The sequence below is a fragment of the Mycoplasmopsis columbinasalis genome, from assembly GCF_900660705.1.
Taxonomy (GTDB): Bacteria; Bacillota_I; Bacilli_A; order Mycoplasmatales; family Metamycoplasmataceae; genus Mycoplasmopsis; species Mycoplasmopsis columbinasalis.
The window spans coordinates 72,219-94,863 of record NZ_LR215043.1; the positions used below are offsets into that span (position 1 = coordinate 72,219).

Sequence of the window (22,645 nt, forward strand, 5' to 3'; positions counted from 1 at the left end):
AATTATATCTTAAGTCACAAATTCAATGTGATTGGAACCACTAAAGTTCTTGAAACAAAACAAACTGCAAAAAATTCGTTAAAACTAAACATATATTAATACTAATTATTTTTTAGTGATAAAATTCAAAAGAATTTTTAAATTCATTTTTTTATTTTAAACACCATTGCGAATTCACTTGGGTGTGCCACAATAATTATGGTGCTAGGTGTTCGAAACAATGGGAAGACTAACAAACTAAAGGAAAAAAATCTTATATGAATCAAGAAGTAGAAAAAAACTTAGTTGAAGAAGCTAAAGTAGCTAAAACAACAACTGAAGTTAAAGCAGCAGCGCCTGCAGCAGAAGAAAACAAAAAACCAATTATTTCAAAAGAAAAACTTTTGGAAGCAGGAACCTATTTTGGTCACAAGTCGAGTCTTTGAAACCCTAAAATGAAGGACTTTTTATTGCCACAAACAAAAAGAGGTATTCACATCATTGACTCAGCTTCAACTGTAAAACGTTTGGAATTCATTTACAAACTTTTAAACAAAATGGCGTCAAACCCAAGAACCACATTCATTTTTGTTGGTACGAAAAAACAAGCTAAGGAAACTATTAAAGAAAGTGCCCTTAGAACAAACAGTTTTTATGTAACTGAAAGATGACTTGGTGGAACATTTACTAACTTTGCAACAATTTCAAAACGTGTGAAAGCAATGGAAGACCTTGAAAAAATGGCAGCTGAAGGTTTCCCAAACCGTACCAAAAAAGAAGTTTTAGACCTTGAAAAGAAACTTAAAAAGTTACAAGCTAATCTTGAAGGGATTAGAAAAATGCAAGGTACAACTAACTTTATGATTGTTGCTGACCCAATGGACGATGAAATTGCAGTTAAGGAAGCACGTAAAAAAGGAGTAAAAGTAATCGGTTTACTTGACTCAAACACTGACCCTGATTCAGTTGACTTTGGTATTCCAGCTAACGATGACTCAGCAAAAAGTATTAATGTAATTATTACTATTTTAGCTGATGCAATCGCAACTGCAAGAGGCGGTAAAGCTAAATATGCATACCAAGATGACGACCAAATTGTGTTGCCAAAATACGAATCAGAAAGAAAAGAAAGATCACAATTCCAACCTCGTAGACCTTACAACAGAGAAGGTTTTAACAACAGAAACAACAACACTGATGCTGCAGTCAATCGCGAAGTTGTAGCAAAAGATAAAGAAGAAAAGAGGGATTAAGAATGGCAGTGGACAAATTAGCCTTAATTAAAGAAGTTCGTGAAAGAACTAACGGTGGAATGGTTGATGTTAAAAAAGCTCTTGAAGCTTCTGACTGAGACGCTGAAAAAGCAATTACTTGATTAAAAAGCAATGGCAAAATTAAAGCCGCCAAAAAGTCAGGCCGTGTGTCAGCTGAAGGTTTAGTTTCAATTTTTGGTGACCACAACCGTGCTTTAATTGTTGAACTTAATTGTGAAACTGATTTCGTGGTAAAAAACGAAAAATTCAAAGCAGCACTTGATTTAATTGCAAAAGCACTTTTTGACGCCAAAGTTAAAAACGACGCTGACGTAAGCAATGTGTTAGTTAACAAGGAACCTTTACACGAATTCGTAGATAACTTAACAGCAACTATCGGTGAAAAAATCTCATTTAGAAGATTTAACATAGTTGAAGCGCATGCTGGCGAAATCTTAGGTTCATACGTTCACATCAACGGTCAAGTTGGTGCAATTGTAAAAGTGAAGGGTAACCACGCTGAAAGCGCAAGAAACGTTGCAATGCACCTTTCAGCAATGAAACCTGAATTTATTTTTGTAAATGATGTTCCACAAGCAAGAATCGAAACTTTCAAAGCTGAGTTTGTAAAACCTGCAGGTTTCGAAAATAAACCTGCGGCTATTCAAGAAAGAATTTTACAAGGTTCACTTGATAAAAAACTTTCTGAAGTAGTTTTGGTGAAACAACCATTTATGATTGATGATTCAGTTTCAATCGAAAAATACCTTGCTAACCACCAATCAACCCTAGTTGAAGCTGTACGTTACTCAGTTGGTGAAGGAATTGAAAAAGTTGTAAGTGACTTTGCTTCTGAAGTAGCAGCACAAATGGGTAACAAATAAACTTATACTCTAACTAAGAATTAAAAAACGGCTTGTGAAAGTCCGTTTTTTTATGCCGCAAACAGACCTAAAAAATTAGTTGCTAACAACTTGAAATTTAGTGCTAACTAAAAAACTCAACTTAGGCTTAAGTTTGAAGCTAAAATTTTTACTTTTGCCACTTTCTTAGTAACAAAGCCCATAAAAAGGAAAAACTATCAATTACAACTTAAAGTTAGAAAGTTCTATCATTATTTTGGTTCAAAAAAATATTACTTTTAAACTACTAAGGAGATTCGTGAATACTAATACTCAAACTGTTACCAACTTACAAACACAGTATAACTTCGCTTTACCTATTTTAAAACCGCTCGAAGTTAAAGCTGACTTTTGTGCTAAAGTTTTTGGCGCCCAAACAGATAAAAAGTCAATTGTTTTAATTGCTGAAGAAGAAAATGATGTCTTTTTTCTCGCTTGTGTCAATGCAATAAATGCGTCAGAAACCGCACAAAAGCATATTGTACAAGTTCAAACCGACTTAGGTTTAAGTGAAAACGGCGAACTCACTAAAATTGAAACTATTGCCGGTGTGGACTTAGATACAATTTACCGAATTAATTACTTTGATCTTCGTTCGCAGCTTCAAACTGATGATTTAATAATTACGAAATTGCCTTTTCTTGGCCTTAAAAATCAACTCGAAATTGTTCAACAACTTTCAGAACGTTTACGCGGTGAAGAAGCAAAGCTGCCTCGTTTAGTTATTATTAAACGCAAAGCACAAAGCAAAAATCAATAATTCACAAATCCTTTTAGATTCTTTTTGAACCAGTTATCGCTAATCTAATTTTTATCACACACGTTTTACTGTTTTTTCTATTTATTAGCAACGTTCTGCACGTTGCTTTTTCGATTTTTGCGAACTTAGGTATTCTTTTTGTGTTTATTTTCTACATAAAATAGCATTATTTTTGTGGAATTCCCTTGTAAGAAAATAAACGTAAAAAAAATTAAAAAATTACTTATAAAAATAAAAAAATATAGTAATATTATATGGCACAAAAAATTAAATAAATTTTGAGTTATGTCAGTTGCCCAGGTGGCGGAATGGTAGACGCAAGGGACTTAAAATCCCTCGAACGTTAGTTCGTGCTGGTTCAAGTCCAGTTCTGGGTACCAAATGTAACAACTAGTTACACCAAATGCGCCCATAGCTCAGTAGGTAGAGCAAATGGCTTTTAACCATTGGGTCAGAGGTTCGAATCCTCTTGGGCGTACCATTTCAGTTTTACTGACTTAGAGTAGCGTGAAAACGCTACTTTTTTATTAATTTGCACAGAAATTTGTTCAACAAAATGTGTTTAAAACAGTTATTTTTTTACAGAAAAAGTTACATTTTTTGAAAAATCTTATGTTTAGTTTATATTGAATTATAATTTAGTTAATTATTGATTAATAGTGATTTACCTTAAAAACTTATTTTGCAAAAAATACACTTTTGATACAAAAAAATAGTCAAAATTACACTTTTTGCCAAAATTCACAATTTCTCAGTAAGGAAAATAACACCTGGTTTAAAGGAGAAAAAAATGTCAAATTGTAAAAGTAAAAGTTGTGCTTGTGAAAAAGCAAAAGTTGAAGTAAAAACTTGCCAAAACTGCACAGAATGCAAAAACACTAACGCTTGTGCAGCAAAACCAGCTGCCGAAAGAAACTGCAGTAACTGCACTAAGTGTAATTAATCATTAGTAGAAGTAGAAAATAAGGAGAATGTTATGTCAGAATGCAAAGAATGTAAAGCATGTAACGTTAAAATCGATGCTGAGTTTGATGTGATTGTCGTAGGTAGTGGTCCTGGCGGCTACTTAGCAGCCGAAGAAGCTGGTAAACAAGGTCTTAAAACCTTAATTGTAGAAAAAGAATTTTGAGGTGGAGTGTGTCTTAATGTTGGTTGCATTCCAACCAAAACTTTACTTAAAAGCGCTGAAGTACTTGAAACCATCGCACACGCAGGTGAATATGGTGTAATTGGCAACTTAGGCGATCTTAAAATTGACTTTGAACAAACCTGAGCTAAAATGCACGAAAGAAAATACAAAGTTGTAGACCAACTTACCAAAGGTGTGCAAATGCTTATGAAAGGTTCAAAAGTTGCTACTGAATTTGGTGAAGCTAAATTTTTAAGCCCACACGTAATTGAAGTAAATGGTAAAGTTTACAAAGCTAAAAATATGATTTTAGCAATGGGAAGCCACGCACGTAAACTTACAATGTTACCTGGTTTTGAAAAAGCTTACGAAGCAAACATTGCTCTTACTTCAAAACAAGCAATTAACTATGACTCAAAATTGCCTAAGTCAATTGCCATTGTTGGTGGTGGTGTTATTGGAGTTGAATTTGCACAAGTATTCAAAACAGCTGGTGCCCAAGTTACCATCTTACAAAACACCGACTCAATTTTGATGGGTATCGACAAAGATGCAATCAAAGAAATGACTAAAGTTCTTACTTCAAGCGGTGTAAACATTATTTACAATGCTCAAACTAAAGAACTTAACGCTAACAACGAACTAGTTTACTCAGTTGACGGCGTTGACCACACGATCAAAGCTGATGTGTACTTAATTGCTGTAGGTAGAATTCCAAACTCACAAGGTTTGAAAGAAGTTGGTATTGAAGTTGGTGCTCGTGGTGAAGTGGTTGTTGACCAACACATGAGAACTAATGTAGAAGGTGTGTACGCAATTGGTGACTTAACTGGTCAAGCAATGTTAGCACACGTGGCTTACCAACACGCTATTACTGCTGTAGAAAGCATTTTAGGTTTTGACACTGTGTACAAAAACAAACCAATTCCAGGCTGCATCTACACTCACCCAGAAATTTCATTCACTGGTTTAACTGAAGAACAAGCTAAGGAAAAAGGTATTGACGCCTTTAGTGCAAAATACTCATTCGGTTTCCTTGGTAAAGCGATTGCTGCTAAAGCAACTACTGGTTTTGCAAAGTTAGTTGTTGACAAAAAAGACGGTAAAATTCTTGGTGGTCACATTATCGGTGCTAACTCAACTGACTACATCGCAGAAATTACCTTAGCAATTGAAAAAGGTTTAACTGTTTTTGACTTAACTCACACAATTCACCCACACCCAACCTTCTCAGAAATCATCTGAGAATGTGCTCGTGCCGCTGCACTTAAACTACACTTAGAACACAAGAAATAATTCTTTTGAAACAAAAAGAGTGCCTAAGCAACTTTTAGCAGGCACTCTTTTTCTATATCTTAATAAGGTAGAAGCACTCACTTACTCGCTCACACAAATTTCCTTGTTGTGTAAGTTAAGGTTGTTATCGTGTGTCACGAAAATGAAAATTTTGTCCTTGATTTTTTCCTTGATTATTTCAATTATTGCATTTTTGGTAGCAAAATCAATGCCAGTGAAAGCTTCGTCGAAAATATAAAGTTGCGCATCAAAGTACAATGCACGAGCAATCTCCACGCGTTTTTGCTCACCTAATGAAAAGGTTTCAATGCTTTGATTTAAATCGTTGGTTTTATGAGCTAAACCAACTTCACTTATGATTTGACGAACTTTCTCTTTCTCGTTTTCGGTATTTTCATTACTCAAAGTAATATTTTGTAACAATGAAACTGGTAAAAGGGATTCGTTTTGACTAATGTATGTAATTTTAGGCGCTGCATCATGCAATGTTAATTCATCATTAACCAAAACTTTGCCTTGATAACTTTGATCTTCATTCATCAATAGTCTTAATAAAGTTGTTTTACCACTGCCAGATTTCCCAGATATTTTGACACGATCACCTTTTGAAATTTCAAATTTAGGAATACTAATGTGCACATTTTTTAAGTCATATTTAAAATCAATAAATGTTAATGAATTTAGTGAAGCTAAATTAATTCTATCAGTTCTAGCAATATCATTTGAATTAGCAAAAATCTTTGAAATTTTTAATTTAGCAGTTAGGAAATCAACGCGATAGAAAAATAGTTTTTCAATGCGAACCATAGGTACAGATAATAAGCCGGAAATATAAATGATTGATGAAAGTGAGTTCGTATTTTTAAGCAAGTTACGTTGCATTAAATAAGTTGCCAACACAATTAAACCGATCTGACTAATTGCGAAAAAGATCGTCGTAAGCGAAGAATTAAATGATTTTCAAAGGCCTACTTTCTTAAATTGAGAATAAAGTTTCTTGTTTTCATTATCAATTTTTGCTTTCAAAAAACTTGTTTTAGCAATTTGTTTGATAGTTTCAGATGCTTTTAAAAATTTGAAAGTTTCATTTTGAAAATCTGACTCAAATTTGAATAGTTTTCTTTGATTTTTTATAAAAATTGGCTTAATCAAATAAGCAAACATAACTCATAAGCAAGTTATCGAGATTGAAAAAACACACAGTATGTAACTTTCTAAACCCATATATATAAATGCATATAAAAATGAGGAAATGCAGAAAACAACGCTTTCAATAATATTCACAAATGAATTGGAATAAACTTTAATAAGTTTTGAGGTGTTAATCGAAACAAAACTAAAATCAATATTACGTAATCTGTCTATTTTTAGATTCAAAATATCTTGAAATATTTTTGATTTAAAAGATCTTTCTATCTTTGCTTTTATTAATTCTCCAATTCACATTGATAAAAAACTTGTGACAAGTTTAGCGAAAAAATAACCTAGAAAAAAGATAATTAACAAATAAACAGCATTGTTGGTAATGTCTATTTTTGCAAAAATAGCGATGGAATATAAAGAATTACCGCAGAAACAGCAATCAATGATGCATAGATAAATGTATAGGTTTTTTCTCGCTTATTTATTTTCAGCACGCTTTTTTTCATGATATATATTTATCTTCCTTTCTACTTTTAGGTTTATTTCGTATTTTCTTTTTGACTAATATTTTTGTAAATTGGCTGTAAACAAAATTAAATTGCGGCAGTAAGAGACTAAAACTTTAAAGGTTTTAGTTTATTGTCACAAAAGTAAGAATTTAACTTACGAGGCAATATAAACTTTGAAGAACAAGTTTTTATGTTAAATTTAAAAGCTTCTGCAGATTAATTGCTTCGTTATTTTTTATTTTTTATTTCTGCTCGAAAACAAAAAACGCAAATAAAGTTACAAAATCAAAAACAAAAGAGTTAACATCAATTCATATGCAAATTATAATATAAATAAAAAAATAGATTTTTTGAAGGTTTCTTTATGCACACTAGTGATTTAAAAATTGTCTTTCTTTCTGGTCTAAGCGAATGTGGTAAAAGCTCAGTAGGAATGTTTTTAGAAGAAAAATTAAATTTTAAAAGGATTAAAATTATCCATGTAGAAAAATTGCTACTCAAGGATTTTTATAAAATTGATTTTTCACAATATAGCAAATATGAATTAGATGACTTATTAAATGAGATCTACAACAAACCCAACATTTACAATTTATTTTTGGAAAAATTGTTAGAAATAGCTGAAGGTAAAAACATTTCATTAGAATCTTTACATCGAGGAGAACTTTTTAAGGGAATTAAAGCAATCCATCCACAGACTTATTGTTTCTATATAGAAGCAGAAAAGCAAAAAAGAATTGCAAGAGAATATTCTAAACTAAGCAAAATAAAACAAATTAGTTATGATGATTTTCTAAATCTTTTTGAAGAGAAAGAGAACTTAAAATTTCTGCACAAAGTTGACAAAATAAAGGATATAGCAACACACATAATTGCAAACAGTTCGACAATTGAGGAGTTATTTGCGCAAGTAACAAAAATAGTTAAGGCTTAAAAATGAATTTTTAAAAGAACATTCGCTCGAATGTTCTTTTAATGATTATTTTATGAATGAAGATTGTGTGAATTTAAGCTTCAAAGCAATGTGTAAATACTAAACTAATTCAATAATTGCCATACGAGTATTGTCGCCACGACGCGAAGCTAATTTGTAGATACGTGTGTAACCACCCTTACGTTCTTTGTAGCGAGGAGCTACTGTTTTAAATAAGTGTTGTAACACATTTTCTTTTTCGCTAACTAAAGTTGGTCTAAGGTAAGCAGCTGCTAAACGGCGATTTGCTAAAGTAGGGTTTTTGGCTTTGGTAATCATTCTTTCTACATGTCTACGTAGTTCTTTAGCACGAGTTAAAGTAGTAGTAATGCGACCATGCTTGATAAGTTCTGAAGTAAGAGTGCGCATTACACCTCTTCTTCACTTAGTATTACGACTGTAAATTTGTGTTGGGTTTGCCATTATTCTTCTCCTTTTCTTAGATCACGACCGTTTTCTTTAAGTATGTTAATAATTTCATCAATTGATTTACGCCCTAAGTTTTTAGTTTGTTCGAGTTGTTCTTGTGTCATATCTGCAATTTCAGAAAGTTTGGTTTTGCCAATTCTTCTTAGTGCATTCAATGAACGAACTGATAACTGTAGTTGAGAAATATCAATGTCGTTTTCTTCTTCTTTGGCTTTAACTTCTTTTTCTTCAAGGAAAATTTCTACTTTGAGATCATCAACAGAACCAATTACCTGAAAGTGACCAATCAAGATTTCACAAGCTTGTTGAATGGCAAATTTAGGATCAATGGCGCCATTACTTTCGATGGTAAAACGCAATTCTTCTTCAATTTTGGGACTTGAAGTGTTAAGTTGTAACACTTCATAGTTTACTTTTTGAATTGGTGAAAAGTTTGAGTCAGTTGGAATGAAAGCACCTGACTTAATACTTGAGTTTGCACGAGCCAAAAAGTTTGACTGGGCAATAATTTTTTTGTTGTCGTCAGCAGGTACAAAACCACGGCCTGGACGTAAGAACATTTCGAGTGTGAGTGCATTCGCCTTGGTCACAGTGGCAATTTTCTCACTTTTGTTGATGATTTCAATGTTTAAGTTGTTTACCTCAAGGTTACGTGAAGTAATTTCGCCAGTATTTGGTGAAGTTAAAGTCACTTTGATAATTTCATCGTCATTAACTAAACTTGGGTCGTATTGGAATTTAATTTTGCGTAAGTTTAAGATCAAACGTACCACATCTTCTTCCACGCCAGGGATGGTTTGGAATTCATGGTTAACACCTTCAATTTTAACTGCAAACACTGCAAGAGCAGTAATTGAAGATAATAACACTCTCCGCAAGGGCACACCAAGCGTATTAGCAAAACCTCTTTCTAAAGGTTTTAAACTAAAAGTGGCAACGTTTTTGTTTTGACTTTGTGAATCTTTAATTTGTTCATAAGTCAATTTGTTCATTTTTTCCATAATTAGCTCCTAATTCGCAAATTTCAATTGATTATCTTTGTTTTTCACGCTTAAGAACACGTTTTGGAGGTCTGGTTCCATTGTGTGGAACTGGAGTAACATCTTTAATTTCAGTAACTGTAATACCTGCAACTTCAATTTGTTTACGCGCTGAATCTTTTCCTGCACCTAAACCTTTAAGTCTAACTTTAACTGTTTTTAAACCGTGTTCCTTGGCAGCTTCAGCAGCAGCTTGCGCAGCTAGTGAGGCAGCATAAGGAGTTTTTTTCTTAGAACCTTTGTAGCCAATTGCACCTGATGAACTTCATGAAATAACATTACCAGCTTCGTCTGTAAAGGTTACAATAGTATTTTGGTTGGTTGAGTGAATGTGAGCAATACCATTAGTGATATTTTTCTTTTTAGTTTTTCTAGCCATAATTTACTCCTATTTACCTTTTTTACCAGCCACTGTTTTCCGAGGACCCTTACGTGTACGTGCGTTCTTTTGTGTACATTGGCCTCTTACTGGTAAACCTTTACGGTGTCTAATGCCACGGTAGCATTTAATTTCCATTAAACGCTTGATGTTTAATGTTACCTCACGGTTCAAATCACCTTCGGTTAAGTAATCTTTAGCAGCTTCACGAATTGCACTAAGTTGTTCTTCAGTTAAATCTTTAGCACGAATACTTTCATCTACTTTCGCTTTAGCACAAATTTCTTGTGCAGTTGGCTTTCCAATACCTTTGATATAGGTAAGTGAAATAACAATACGTTTATTGTTTGGGATTTCAATATTTAGAACTCTAGCCATTTTCTATCCTTGTCTTTGTTTGTGTTTTGGCAATTGGCAAATTACTCTAATAATGCCTTTACGCTTGATAATTCTACAATCTTTACACATTTTTTTAACACTTGCTCTAACTTTCATAAATTCTCCTTATTTATGTCTGTAGGTAATGCGTCCTAAATTTAAATTATAGGGACTCATTTCTACATCCACTGTATCTCCTGGTAAAATCCTGATTTTGTTAACTCTCATTTTACCCGAGATGTGAGCTTTGATTTTAGTGCCGTTTTCAAGTTCAACTTCATATTCATCCATTGAGTGAGCTTGTGTAACAACAGCTTTTAGTTTAATAGCATCTTTGGCCACTAAATTAAATTCCTTTCGTTAAAACTACACCTTTACCGTCTTTGATGAGTACAGTGTGTTCGTAGTGACTTGAATTTAAGCCTGACTTAGCTACAACTGTTCAACCATCTGGTTTTATGTAAGTTCTGGCATCTTTTTGCAAAATCATTGGTTCAATGCAAATTACCATGCCATCACGAAGCAAAGCACCTGTGCCAGGAACACCATCGTTTGGAACTTCTGGATCTTCGTGCAAGGCTAAACCAATGCCGTGTCCACAAAAATTAGACGGTGTGTAAAGGTGGTTTTGTTTAATTACTTGACCAATTGCAAAACTAATGTCACCAACCCTCGCACCAGGCTTGATCGCATTTAAACCTGCTTCAAAGGCTTGTTGGGCAACATCAATTAATTTTTGGTTAGCTGGAGTGATAGTTCCCACGCTTTTTGTGAAAGCACTATCACTGTTGTATCCCTGGTAAATGCAACCTAAATCAACACTAACTAAGTCACCATTTTTAAGCACATAATTTGTAGGGATACCGTGAATCAATTCTGCGTTTACTGAAATGCAAGCTGTGGCTGGGAAACCATATAAACCTTTAAAGGCAGGGGTTGCATTTCTCTTTACAATTTCATTAAAAGCGATTGAATCTATTTCTTTTAATGAAACGCCTGGTCTTATAAAGTCATAAACTACTTGTTTGACTTCTGCCAGAATGGCACAACTTTTAGTAATTTTTTCAATTTCAGCTGGGCTTTTAATTGTAATCATTGTGTGCCTTTCTTTATTCACTTTGTTTAATGTTTAATTACTTTAAATAAAAAACGTAACAAAGTTTATAAATTTTACTAGAAAACGAAAAAAACGGAAAAATATTCCGTAGCTACTGTTTGCTAGTGTGTGCATTATAGCACTATTTTGACTATTTCGCTAAAATAAAGTTTCATTTTATGTTATGTTAGTTAAAAATGCTTTTTGAATTTTGAAAAACTTATTCAAAACTAAATCAAAAGTTAACACTAGCTTAAAACTTTAATGAAGAATTACGAATTAAAATAATAAATACGTTTTAACTAAATTATGTGGGTACATAAATTTGAAACTATTCTAGCGGCTAACAATATTAATAAAACTAGTAGTTGTCGTCATAATTTCTAGTTTCAAAACCAAGAGTTTTCTAAGTTAACAATGTAAAAAAAATAATTAAAAGCAAAAACTTTTAGCAAAATTTTTTTTAATTTTGTCTCTATTTTTTGCAATGACTTTAGCTTTGACATATAATTGCAAACAAAAACGGGGATGAAATGGTCTCGACATACTTTAGGAATTAATTACATCAGTAGTGTGGCAGACTATAATGCTTTCTAGGCTTTTAGAATCGCAAACGAAGAAAAAGCGGAAGTTAAACTTCCAGCATTTGCTTATGCAAATGCATATTCAGCAAATCTTGCTTTTGCTTAGTAAATAGCAGCAAGTGGCTTAAAGAAAGAGAACGCTTCTTTAAGTTGGTTTAGATCTCGTCTAATACTAATGTTAAAGTATTGATAAATTGAAGTTTTTGTTTATTTCTAATTAATTTATCTTTTTCAAAATAAACTAAACTGTAAAAAGTGTAGTTAATGACTTAATTTATGGACGCGGGTTCGATTCCCGTCATCTCCACCAAGTGATATAAACTTGCCTAAAGCAAGTTTTTTTCGTGAATTTTTGTCTTAACAAAATACAAAAAAGAATGTGACAAAAGCATATATTTAGCGCGTTTTTTTGCTGAAAATGAAAGCATATAATAAAAGTTGAAAGGACCTTTTTCTGACTTAATTTGAATTTAAAAAAATTATTATTTTAGTTTAAGTCTATAAAATAGGTTTTTTCGCTAAATTTAATTTAAGTTACTTGTGATCTTTTTTTCTTTAAAGCTGTTAACTTCTCACGAACCAATAGCAGCTGTACCACAAGTTTTAATACAGATGCTTGTAAAAATTTACATCACAAAGTAACGACCAAATATTTTTTTAGACTTCGTAAAAAATAAAAATTAAGTCACTAATATTGTTTTTTGAAAATGGAATTGCAAAGATATGAAAATTAATAAAACTGCTTAAATCCTCAATTACAACTGGAAAATCATTTGTTTTTGCAAAATGAAATAAACTTAAAGTTTGCCACTTATTAATCAAAAAAATACATAAGTCATTTTCATTTAATACGAAGTATTATTGTTAAGTAATCTCTTGTGAACATTTTTATCAATGTGTTTCAATTGTTAAATTAACCATAAATAAATTTGGTTTATCACATAATTTCTTAATTGATGGAATTTTTCAAAAGAATAAATTTCATTGGTTTTAGAAGATATAAAAATAACAATGTTTAAACTTTTTTTTAAAAGCACTTGATATTGCAAAATGCTTTAAAGTGGTAAAAATAATTATAAATGATAAATAATTTTGCAATTTTCATAAATCCCTAGTTTTTACATTAAGTTTTTATTTCCGTTGACGAATCCTATCAAAAAACGAATATATATGAAAAATTTGAATTTAGTTTAACTTCAGAAAAAATTTTTTATTTTGCCACATTTTGTATAATGAATGCGGTAAATAAAATATTAATATATTTAAATTTACCACGGAATTGATAATAGCCTTTACCGTTATATAAAAGGTATTACAGCATTCTTTTTCGGGTATGTTAGCGAATGTTAAAATATTTTTATCAAAAAAGTTAAAAAGTAAAAATTAGAAAGTTTTAATCTAACGGTTAAAACTGGTAAAGTTTAAATAATTATTTAAATATTATTTTTTTTAAATTTTGGAAACACTGGAAATAAGAATTTCCAGGAACAAAGTAGATTTCACTAATCGAATCTAACTATGAAATAGGTCTAGATCAAGAATTCAATCTAGATTAAACTTAGGTGCTAAATGCATAATTTTTAGCATTTTTTCAACAAGAAATTTCTTTACAAAATAATTCAATCAATACACAAGGAGAGAAAAGTGAAACTCAAAAAATTCTCATTCTTATTGTCTGCTACTGCCGCAACAGTTGCAGTACCATTAGTTGCTGTTTCATGTGGTAAAACCGCAACAACAGAAGTTACAGCACAAGGCGAGCTCGACAAAATTACAGCAGTAGCTTTCACTGGAACAGACCAAGCTAACACTTCAGTTAGCGACGTAACAAACGAGCAACTTAAACTTAAAGCTGGCGAAGCAGATTACAAGGCTCCAACTGGTAGCGATGTAAAAGTTGCCTTTGAAATTACAACAAGACTAGCAGTTGATGGTTCTTTAAAAGTTAAAGTTTCAGTACAAAAAGGCGCAGAAACACCTCTAACAAAAGAATTAGATTTAACAGGTTTTAAAGCTGAACCTGCTGTTCAAAACGTTACACAAGCAGAAGTTGACGCTGAAGCAGCCAAGATTACAGCTGTTGAATACAACGGTACAGAAGCAAGCGCTAAAGAAAATGTGCTTCCATCACAAGTTGATGTTGCTAAGTTAGTTGCTAAAGCAGGAAAAGAAGTTTATGCACATCCTATTGGTGGTAGCTGAGCAACAGAATTTGTGAAAACAGCTGATGATGATGCAGCAGGTACTTTAAAAGTTAAAGTAAAAGTTACTAGCGGTACACTTTTTGCTGAATCAAAAGAAGTTGCTTTAGATGGCTTCTTAACTAGCGACCAAAAAGCTGTAAACGACGCTAAAGCAGCAATTACAAGTGCTGATTACGACGACAAAGCTTCAGTTTTACCATCAGAAGCAACAGATTTAAATAAATTTAGTGTTACTCAAGCTCCAGCTCCAGATGCAGGAATCACTGTTACTTATGGAATTGTTGCTAACTCACAAAATAATGATGCTGGTACTTTAAAAGTTAAAGCTACCTTAACCAAAGGTGGTAAAACTGCAGTTACTGATGAATTAGAAGTTAGTGGTTTCTTAACCAGCGACCAAAAAGCTGTAAATGATGCTAAAGCAGCAATTACAAGTGCTGACTACACAGACAAAGCTTCAGTTTTACCATCAGAAGCAACAGATTTAAATAAATTTAGTGTTACTCAAGCTCCAGCTCCAGATGCAGGAATCACTGTTACTTATGGAATTGTTGCTAACTCACAAAATAATGATGCTGGTACTTTAAAAGTTAAAGTAAAAGTTACTAGCGGTACACTTTTTGCTGAATCAAAAGAAGTTGCTTTAGATGGCTTCTTAACTAGCGACCAAAAAGCTGTAAACGACGCTAAAGCAGCAATTACAAGTGCTGATTACGACGACAAAGCTTCAGTTTTACCATCAGAAGCAACAGATTTAAATAAATTTAGTGTTACTCAAGCTCCAGCTCCAGATGCAGGAATCACTGTTACTTATGGAATTGTTGCTAACTCACAAAATAATGATGCTGGTACTTTAAAAGTTAAAGCTACCTTAACCAAAGGTGGTAAAACTGCAGTTACTGATGAATTAGAAGTTAGTGGTTTCTTAACCAGCGACCAAAAAGCTGTAAATGATGCTAAAGCAGCAATTACAAGTGCTGACTACACAGACAAAGCTTCAGTTTTACCATCAGAAGCAACAGATTTAAATAAATTTAGTGTTACTCAAGCTCCAGCTCCAGATGCAGGAATCACTGTTACTTATGGAATTGTTGCTAACTCACAAAATAATGATGCTGGTACTTTAAAAGTTAAAGCTACCTTAACCAAAGGTGGTAAAACTGCAGTTACTGATGAATTAGAAGTTAGTGGTTTCTTAACCAGCGACCAAAAAGCTGTAAATGATGCTAAAGCAGCAATTACAAGTGCTGACTACACAGACAAAGCTTCAGTTTTACCATCAGAAGCAACAGATTTAAATAAATTTAGTGTTACTCAAGCTCCAGCTCCAGATGCAGGAATCACTGTTACTTATGGAATTGTTGCTAACTCACAAAATAATGATGCTGGTACTTTAAAAGTTAAAGCTACCTTAACCAAAGGTGGTAAAACTGCAGTTACTGATGAATTAGAAGTTAGTGGTTTCTTAACCAGCGACCAAAAAGCTGTAAATGATGCTAAAGCAGCAATTACAAGTGCTGACTACACAGACAAAGCTTCAGTTTTACCATCAGAAGCAACAGATTTAAATAAATTTAGTGTTACTCAAGCTCCAGCTCCAGATGCAGGAATCACTGTTACTTATGGAATTGTTGCTAACTCACAAAATAATGATGCTGGTACTTTAAAAGTTAAAGTAAAAGTTACTAGCGGTACACTTTTTGCTGAATCAAAAGAAGTTGCTTTAGATGGCTTCTTAACTAGCGACCAAAAAGCTGTAAACGACGCTAAAGCAGCAATTACAAGTGCTGATTACGACGACAAAGCTTCAGTTTTACCATCAGAAGCAACAGATTTAAATAAATTTAGTGTTACTCAAGCTCCAGCTCCAGATGCAGGAATCACTGTTACTTATGGAATTGTTGCTAACTCACAAAATAATGATGCTGGTACTTTAAAAGTTAAAGCTACCTTAACCAAAGGTGGTAAAACTGCAGTTACTGATGAATTAGAAGTTAGTGGTTTCTTAACCAGCGACCAAAAAGCTGTAAATGATGCTAAAGCAGCAATTACAAGTGCTGACTACACAGACAAAGCTTCAGTTTTACCATCAGAAGCAACAGATTTAAATAAATTTAGTGTTACTCAAGCTCCAGCTCCAGATGCAGGAATCACTGTTACTTATGGAATTGTTGCTAACTCACAAAATAATGATGCTGGTACTTTAAAAGTTAAAGCTACCTTAACCAAAGGTGGTAAAACTGCAGTTACTGATGAATTAGAAGTTAGTGGTTTCTTAACCAGCGACCAAAAAGCTGTAAATGATGCTAAAGCAGCAATTACAAGTGCTGACTACACAGACAAAGCTTCAGTTTTACCATCAGAAGCAACAGATTTAAATAAATTTAGTGTTACTCAAGCTCCAGCTCCAGATGCAGGAATCACTGTTACTTATGAAATTGTTGCTAGCTCACAAGATAATGCGACAGGTACTTTAAAAGTTAAAGCTACCTTAACCAAAGGCGGTAAAACTGCAGTTACTGGTGAATTACCAGTTAATGGTTTCTTAACCACAGATCAAGACAACAAAAACAAAGCAGATGCAAAAGCAACTGAATTAACTAGTCAAACTCCAAAAGGTTCAGAAAGTCGAACCTGAGAATCAGTTGATGCGTTTGTAACAGCCTTTAACAATAGTGACGCTTCAGGTCAAGAATTAAGAAATGGCTTTAAATTTGATGGTCTTGCTGATGGATACAGAGCAGTATTTAAAGATGGCGCTGTCAAAAAAACAAGCGACGATACTAAAGCCACCCTTAAATTTACAATTAACCTCAGTGGTCAAACTTCTGAAGAAAAAGCAGTTGACTTTACAGTTCCTATCACTCCATCATAAGATTAATTACAACACTATTTTTTAAACGAGCAATTTTGCTCGTTTTTTTCTGCTTTTTGAGAAGTAGCAACAGTAAGAATTTCCAGGAACAAAGTAGATTTCACTAGTCAAATCTAACTATGAAATAGGCCTAGATCAAGAATTCAATCTAGATTAAACTTAGGTGCTAAATGCATAATTTTTAGCATTTTTTCAACAAGAAATTTCTTTAAAAATAATTCAATCAATACACAAGGAGAGAAAAGTGAAACTCAAAAAATTCTCATTCTTATTGTCTACTACTGCCGCAACAGTTGCAGTACCATTAGTTGCTGTTTCCTGCGGTAAAACCGCAACAACAGAAGTTACAGCACAAGGCGAACTCGACAAAATTACAGCAGTAGCTTTCACTGGAACAAACCAAGCTAACACTTCAGTTAACGACGTAACAAACGAGCAACTTAAACTTAAAGCTGGCGAAGCAGATTACAAGGCTCCAACTGGTAGCGATGTGAAAGTTGCCTTTGATATTACAACAAGATTAGCAGTTGATGGTTCTTTAAAAGTTAAAGTTTCAGTACAAAAAGGCGCAGAAACACCTCAAACAAAAGAATTAGATTTAACAGGTTTTAAAGCTGAGCCTGCTGTTCAAAACGTTACACAAGCAGAAGTTGACGCTGAAGCAGCTAAGATTACAGCTGTTGAATACAACGGTACCGAAGCAAGCGCTAAAGAAAATGTGCTTCCATCACAAGTTGATGCTGCTAATTTAGTTGCTAAAGCAGGAGAACAAAGCTATGTACTTCCTGTTGGTGGTAACTGAGCAAAAGAATTTGTGAAAACAGCTGACGATGCAGCAGGTACTTTAAAAGTTAAAGTAAAAGTTACTAGCGGTACACTTTTTGCTGAATCAAAAGAAGTTACTTTAGATGGCTTCTTAACTAGCGCAAATAAAAAAGCAGCAGAAGTACAAGCTGAAGCAAACAAAATTACAGCTGTTGAATACTTAGGCACTGGCGAAAGCGCAAAAGAAAAAGTACTTCCATCAGCAGTTACTTTTGCAAACACAAACTTCAAAGCAAAAGTAAATAACAATGACTATGAACTCCCAACAGCAGTTGAAGGAAAAGCTTGATCATTAGAATTTGTTAAAGTTACTGCTGATGATGCAAAAGGAAAACTTACTGTTAAAGTAAAAGTTACTTTCGATGATGTGTCAAGAGAATCAAAAGATATTGTGTTAGAAGGCTTTTTAACTAGCGACCAAAAAGCTGTAAACGATGCTAAAACAGCAATTACAAGTGCTGATTACGCCGACAAAGCTTCAGTTTTACCCTCAACTGCAGATGTAACTAAATTTAGTGTTACTCAAGCTCCAGCAGCTGGAATTGCTGTTTCTTATGAAATTGTTGCTAACTCACAAAATGACGCTTCTGGTACTTTAAAAGTTAAAGCTACCTTAACCAAAGGTGATAAAACTGCAGTTACTGGTGAATTAGAAGTTAGTGGTTTCTTAACTACAGTTCAAGATGCAGCTGCTAAGAAAGCTAAGGCAGATGCTGAAGCAACTAGATTAGCTGCAACTAATGTTACATATTCAGGAAGTCTAACTTGAGCATCAGTTGATGAGTTTGTAGCAGCCTTTAAAAATAGTGAAGCTTCAGGTCAAACATTAAGAGAAGCCTTCACATTTGCTGATGTTGCTGAAGGATACAGAGCAGTATTTAAAGCTGATGCTGTTAAAAAAGATAGCGAACAAACAAAAGCAACTCTTAAATTTACAGTTAACTTCAGTGGTCAAACTTCTGAAGAAAAAACAGTTGACTTTACAGTTCCTATTACTCCTACATCATCATCATCATAAGATTAATTACAACACTATTTTTTAAACGAGCAATTTTACTCGTTTTTTTCTATTTTTTGAGGAGTAGCAACAGTAAGAATTTCCAGGAACAAAGTAGATTTCACTAGTCAAATCTAACTATGAAATAGGTCTAGATCAAGAATTCAATCTAGATTAAACTTAGATGCTAAATGGATAATTTTTAGCATTTTTACAACAAGAAATTTCTTTACAAAATAATTCAAACAATACACAAGGAGAGAAAAGTGAAACTCAAAAAATTCTCATTCTTATTGTCTGCTACTGCCGCAACAGTTGCAGTACCATTAGTTGCTTTTTCATGCGGTAAAACCGCAACAACAGAAGTTACAGCACAAGGCGAGCGCGACAAAATTACAGCAGTAGCTTTCACTGGAACAGACCAAGCTAACACTTCAGTTAACGACGTAACAAAGATGCAACTTAAACTTAAAGCTGGCGAAGCAGATTACAAGGCTCCAACTGGTAGCGATGTGAAAGTTGACTTTGAAATTACAACAAGATTAGCAGTTGATGGTTCTTTAAAAGTTAAAGTTTCAGTACAAAAAGGCGCAGAAACACCTCTAACAAAAGAATTAGATTTAACAGGTTTTAAAGCTGAACCTGCTGTTCAAAACGTTACTCAAGAACAAGTTAACACTGAAGCAGCTAAGATTACAGCTGTTGAATACAACGGTACCAAAGCAAGCGCTAAAGAAAATGTGCTTCCATCACAAGTTGATGATGCCAAGTTAGTTGCTAAAGCAGGAGAACAAAACTATGTACTTCCTGTTGGTGATAGCTGAGCAACAGAATTTGTGAAAACACCAGATGATGTAGCAGGTACTTTAAAAGTTAAAGTAAAAGTTACTAGCGGTACACTTTTTGCTGAATCAAAAGAAGTTACTTTAGATGGCTTCTTAACTAGCGCAAATAAAAAAGAAGCAGAAGTACAAGCTGAAGCAAACAAAATTACAGCTGTTGAATACTTAGGTACTGGTGAAAAAGCAAAAGACAAAGTGCTTCCATCAGCAGTTGCTTTTGAAAATACAAACTTCAAAGCTAAAGCAAATGACAATGACTATACTCTTCCAACAGCAGTTGAAGGAAAAGCTTGATCATTAAGTTTTGTTAAAGTTTCTGCTGATGATGCAAAAGGAAAACTTACTGTTAAAGTAAAAGTTACTTTCGATGGTGTGTCAAAAGAATCACAAGACATTGTGGTAGAAGGTTTCTTAACTAGCGACCAAAAAGCTGTAAACGATGCTAAAACAGCAATTACAGCTGCTGATTACACAGGCAAAGCTTCAGTTTTACCATCAGCTGCAGATGTAACTAAATTTAGTGTTACTCAAGCTCCAGCAGCTGGAATTGCTGTTTCTTATGAAATTGTTGCTAACTCACAAAATGACGCTTCTGGTACTTTAAAAGTTAAAGCTACCTTAACCAAAGGTGATAAAACTGCAGTTACTGGTGAATTAGAAGTTAGTGGTTTCTTAACTACAGCTCAAGATGCAGCTGCTAAGAAAGCTAAGGCAGATGCTGAAGCAACTAGATTAGCTGCAACTAATGTTACATATTCAGTACATATTCAGGAAGTCTAACTTGAGCATCAGTTGATGAGTTTGTAGCAGCCTTTAACAATAGTGAAGCTTCAGGTCAAACATTAAGAGAAGCCTTCACATTTGCTGATGTTGCTGAAGGATACAGAGCAGTATTTAAAGATGGCGCTGTCAAAAAAACAGACGATGAGTCTAAAGCAACTCTTAAATTTACAGTTAGCTTCAGTGGTCAAACTTCTGAAGAAAAAACTGTTGACTTTATGGTTCCTATCACTCAACCATCACAAGATTAATTACAACACTATTTTTTAAACGAGCAATTTTGCTCGTTTTTTTCTGCTTTTTGAGGAGTAGCAACAGTAAGAATTTCCAGGAACAAAGTAGATTTCATTAGTCGAATCTAACTATGAAATAGGTCTAGATCAAGAATTCAATCTAGACTAAACTTAGGTGCTAAATGCATAATTTTTAGCATTTTTACAATAAGAAATTTCTTTACAAAATAATTCAATCAATACACAAGGAGAGAAAAGTGAAACTCAAAAAATTCTCATTCTTATTGTCTGCTACTGCTGCAACAGTTGCAGTACCATTAGTTGCTGTTTCATGTGGTAAAACCGCAACAACAGAAGTTACAGCACAAGGCGAGCTCGACAAAATTACAGCAGTAGTTTTCACTGGAACAGATCAAGCTAACACTTCAGTAAACAATGTAACGAAAGAACAACTTAAACTTAAAGCTGGCGAAGCAGATTACAAAGCTCCAACTGGTAGCGATGTAAAAGTTGTTTTTGAAATTACAACAAGATTAGCAGTTGATGGTTCTTTAAAAGTTAAAGTTTCAGTACAAAAAGGTGCAGAAACACCTCTAACAAAAGAATTACCTTTAACAGGTTTTAAAGCTGAGCCTGCTGTTCAAAACGTTACACAAGCAGAAGTTGACGCTGAAGCAGCTAAAATTACAGCTGTTGAATACAACGGTACCGAAGCAAGTGTTAAAGATAAAGTGCTTCCATCACAAGTTGATGATGCCAAGTTAGTTGTTAAAGCGGGTGAACAAGGCTATGTACTTCCTGTTGGTGGTAGCTGAGCAACAGAATTTGTGAAAACACCAGATGATGTAGCAGGTACTTTAAAAGTTAAAGTAAAAGTTACTAGCGGTACACTTTTTGCTGAATCAAAAGAAGTTACTTTAGATGGCTTCTTAACTAGCGCAAATAAAAAAGCAGCAGAAGTACAAGCTGAAGCAAACAAAATTACAAATGTTGAATACTTAGGCACTCGTGAAAAAGCGAAAGACAAAGTACTTCCATCAGCAGTTACTGTTACAAAAACAAATTTCAAAGCAAAAGAAAATGACAAAGACTATGTTGTTCCAGCAGCTATTGGGGAAAAAGTTTGATCATGAGACGTTGTTAAAGTTTCTGCTAATGATGCAGAAGGAAAACTCACTGTTAAAGTAACAATTACTTTTGATGGTGAGTCAAAAGATTCGAAAGACTTTGTGTTAGAAGGTTTCTTAACTGCAGCAGCTAAAAAAGACGCAGAAATACAAGCTGAAGCAAACAAAATTACAGCTGTTGAATACTTAGGAACTGATGCAAACGCAAAAGACAAAGTGCTTCCATCAGCAGTTACTTTTATAAATACAAATTTTAAAGCGAAAGTAAATAACAATAACTACGATCTCCCAACAGCTGTTGAAGGAAAAGCTTGATCATTAGATTTTGTTAAAGTTCTTGCTAATGACGCAGAAGGAAAACTTACTGTTAAAGTAAAAGTTACTTTTGATGGCGTGTCAAAAGAATCAACAAATACTTTTGAATTGGAAGGTTTCTTAACTACAGATCAAGACAACAAAAACAAAACAGATGCTGAAGCAACTAGATTAGCAGCAACACAAGTTTCAATTACAGGTGAAGAAACATGAGCAGATGTTAATGCATTTGTTGCTGCATACAATAATGGAGAAGCAGCAGGACAAACATTAAGAGGTAAATTCTCATTTGCAAACAAAACACCAGACTATTCTGTTGTATTTAGAACAGGAGCAACCCCTAGTTCAACAGAAGCTGCGACTAAAGCAACTCTTAAATTTACTGTTAGTTACAAAGGTCAAGCTTCTGAAGAAACAGCAGTTGACTTTACAGTTCCTATCACTCCATCATAAGATTAATTACAACACTATTTTTTAAACGAGCAATTTTGCTCGTTTTTTTCTGCTTTTTGAGAAGTAGCAACAGTAAGAATTTCCAGGAACAAAGTAGATTTCACTAGTCAAATCTAACTATGAAATAGGTCTAGATCAAGAATT

17 protein-coding genes, 2 tRNA genes and 1 other RNA gene are annotated in these 22,645 nt (G+C 33.6%); 12 read left to right on the plus strand and 8 right to left on the minus strand.

Annotated elements, in window-relative coordinates; all coding sequences use genetic code 4:
• Positions 1-257 precede the first annotated feature (257 nt).
• The 6 genes from rpsB (at position 258) to lpdA (ending at position 5,319) form a co-directional block, all read left to right on the plus strand.
• Positions 258-1,232 carry a 30S ribosomal protein S2 gene (gene rpsB, locus EXC55_RS00170; RefSeq protein WP_129622687.1) on the plus strand — a complete coding sequence of 325 codons (975 nt, stop codon included), beginning with the start codon at positions 258-260 and terminating at the stop codon, positions 1,230-1,232.
• Positions 1,233-1,234: 2 nt separating this feature from the next.
• Positions 1,235-2,116, plus strand: a complete 882-nt coding sequence (gene tsf, locus EXC55_RS00175; RefSeq protein WP_197722265.1) for a translation elongation factor Ts — start codon at positions 1,235-1,237, stop codon at positions 2,114-2,116.
• Positions 2,117-2,393: 277 nt separating this feature from the next.
• Complete coding sequence (locus EXC55_RS00180) at positions 2,394-2,894, plus strand: hypothetical protein (RefSeq protein ID WP_129622688.1); 501 nt, start codon at positions 2,394-2,396, stop codon at positions 2,892-2,894.
• Positions 2,895-3,188: 294 nt separating this feature from the next.
• Positions 3,189-3,274, plus strand: a tRNA-Leu gene (locus tag EXC55_RS00185).
• Positions 3,275-3,299: 25 nt separating this feature from the next.
• Positions 3,300-3,375: transfer RNA gene (locus EXC55_RS00190), tRNA-Lys, on the plus strand.
• Between the two features lie 495 nt (positions 3,376-3,870).
• Positions 3,871-5,319, plus strand: coding sequence for a dihydrolipoyl dehydrogenase (gene lpdA / locus EXC55_RS00195; RefSeq protein WP_197722266.1), 1,449 nt, complete (start codon positions 3,871-3,873; stop codon positions 5,317-5,319).
• A gap of 81 nt (positions 5,320-5,400) precedes the next feature.
• Here lpdA and EXC55_RS00200 read toward each other — a convergent pair whose 3' ends face one another.
• A complete protein-coding gene (locus EXC55_RS00200) occupies positions 5,401-6,483 on the minus strand; it encodes an ATP-binding cassette domain-containing protein (protein ID WP_165001856.1) in 1,083 nt (360 codons plus the stop codon).
• Positions 6,484-7,335: 852 nt separating this feature from the next.
• On the opposite strand from EXC55_RS00200, the gene EXC55_RS00205 reads away from it, so the two are divergent.
• Positions 7,336-7,905: a nucleoside/nucleotide kinase family protein gene (locus tag EXC55_RS00205; protein ID WP_129622690.1), complete on the plus strand. Its 570-nt coding sequence runs from the start codon at positions 7,336-7,338 to the stop codon at positions 7,903-7,905.
• 99 nt (positions 7,906-8,004) lie between these two features.
• Here EXC55_RS00205 and rplQ read toward each other — a convergent pair whose 3' ends face one another.
• From rplQ to map, 7 genes are read right to left on the minus strand one after another with little or no spacing between them, the layout of a single operon-like run.
• Positions 8,005-8,367 carry a 50S ribosomal protein L17 gene (rplQ, locus tag EXC55_RS00210; protein WP_129622691.1) on the minus strand — a complete coding sequence of 121 codons (363 nt, stop codon included), beginning with the start codon at positions 8,365-8,367 and terminating at the stop codon, positions 8,005-8,007.
• On the minus strand, positions 8,367-9,374 hold the full coding sequence (locus EXC55_RS00215; protein ID WP_129622692.1) for a DNA-directed RNA polymerase subunit alpha: 1,008 nt from the start codon (positions 9,372-9,374) through the stop codon (positions 8,367-8,369). Before EXC55_RS00215 ends, rplQ begins: the two co-directional genes overlap by 1 nt.
• Positions 9,375-9,405: 31 nt before the next feature.
• Positions 9,406-9,792 carry a 30S ribosomal protein S11 gene (rpsK, locus tag EXC55_RS00220; protein ID WP_129622693.1) on the minus strand — a complete coding sequence of 129 codons (387 nt, stop codon included), beginning with the start codon at positions 9,790-9,792 and terminating at the stop codon, positions 9,406-9,408.
• Positions 9,793-9,801: 9 nt separating this feature from the next.
• Positions 9,802-10,170, minus strand: a complete 369-nt coding sequence (gene rpsM, locus EXC55_RS00225; RefSeq protein WP_129622694.1) for a 30S ribosomal protein S13 — start codon at positions 10,168-10,170, stop codon at positions 9,802-9,804.
• Positions 10,171-10,173: 3 nt separating this feature from the next.
• Positions 10,174-10,287: a 50S ribosomal protein L36 gene (rpmJ, locus tag EXC55_RS00230; protein WP_129622695.1), complete on the minus strand. Its 114-nt coding sequence runs from the start codon at positions 10,285-10,287 to the stop codon at positions 10,174-10,176.
• A gap of 9 nt (positions 10,288-10,296) precedes the next feature.
• Positions 10,297-10,512, minus strand: coding sequence for a translation initiation factor IF-1 (infA, locus tag EXC55_RS00235; protein WP_129622696.1), 216 nt, complete (start codon positions 10,510-10,512; stop codon positions 10,297-10,299).
• Positions 10,513-10,516: 4 nt separating this feature from the next.
• Positions 10,517-11,266 (minus strand): type I methionyl aminopeptidase, encoded by a 750-nt coding sequence (gene map / locus EXC55_RS00240; protein WP_129622697.1) that lies wholly within the window; start codon positions 11,264-11,266, stop codon positions 10,517-10,519.
• A gap of 524 nt (positions 11,267-11,790) precedes the next feature.
• On the opposite strand from map, the gene ssrA reads away from it, so the two are divergent.
• From ssrA to EXC55_RS00265, 5 genes are all read left to right on the plus strand, one after another.
• Positions 11,791-12,160: a transfer-messenger RNA gene (gene ssrA / locus EXC55_RS00245) on the plus strand.
• A gap of 1,334 nt (positions 12,161-13,494) precedes the next feature.
• Positions 13,495-16,929: a lipoprotein 17-related variable surface protein gene (locus EXC55_RS00250; protein WP_129622698.1), complete on the plus strand. Its 3,435-nt coding sequence runs from the start codon at positions 13,495-13,497 to the stop codon at positions 16,927-16,929.
• Between the two features lie 244 nt (positions 16,930-17,173).
• Entirely contained in the window at positions 17,174-18,772 is a 1,599-nt protein-coding gene (locus EXC55_RS00255; RefSeq protein ID WP_129622699.1) for a lipoprotein 17-related variable surface protein, read from the plus strand.
• 245 nt (positions 18,773-19,017) lie between these two features.
• The gene (locus tag EXC55_RS00260) at positions 19,018-20,373 is read left to right on the plus strand and encodes a lipoprotein 17-related variable surface protein (protein WP_129622700.1); all 1,356 of its coding nucleotides are present in this window, start codon (positions 19,018-19,020) and stop codon (positions 20,371-20,373) included.
• A gap of 490 nt (positions 20,374-20,863) precedes the next feature.
• Positions 20,864-22,501: a lipoprotein 17-related variable surface protein gene (locus EXC55_RS00265; RefSeq protein WP_129622701.1), complete on the plus strand. Its 1,638-nt coding sequence runs from the start codon at positions 20,864-20,866 to the stop codon at positions 22,499-22,501.
• Positions 22,502-22,645 lie beyond the last annotated feature (144 nt).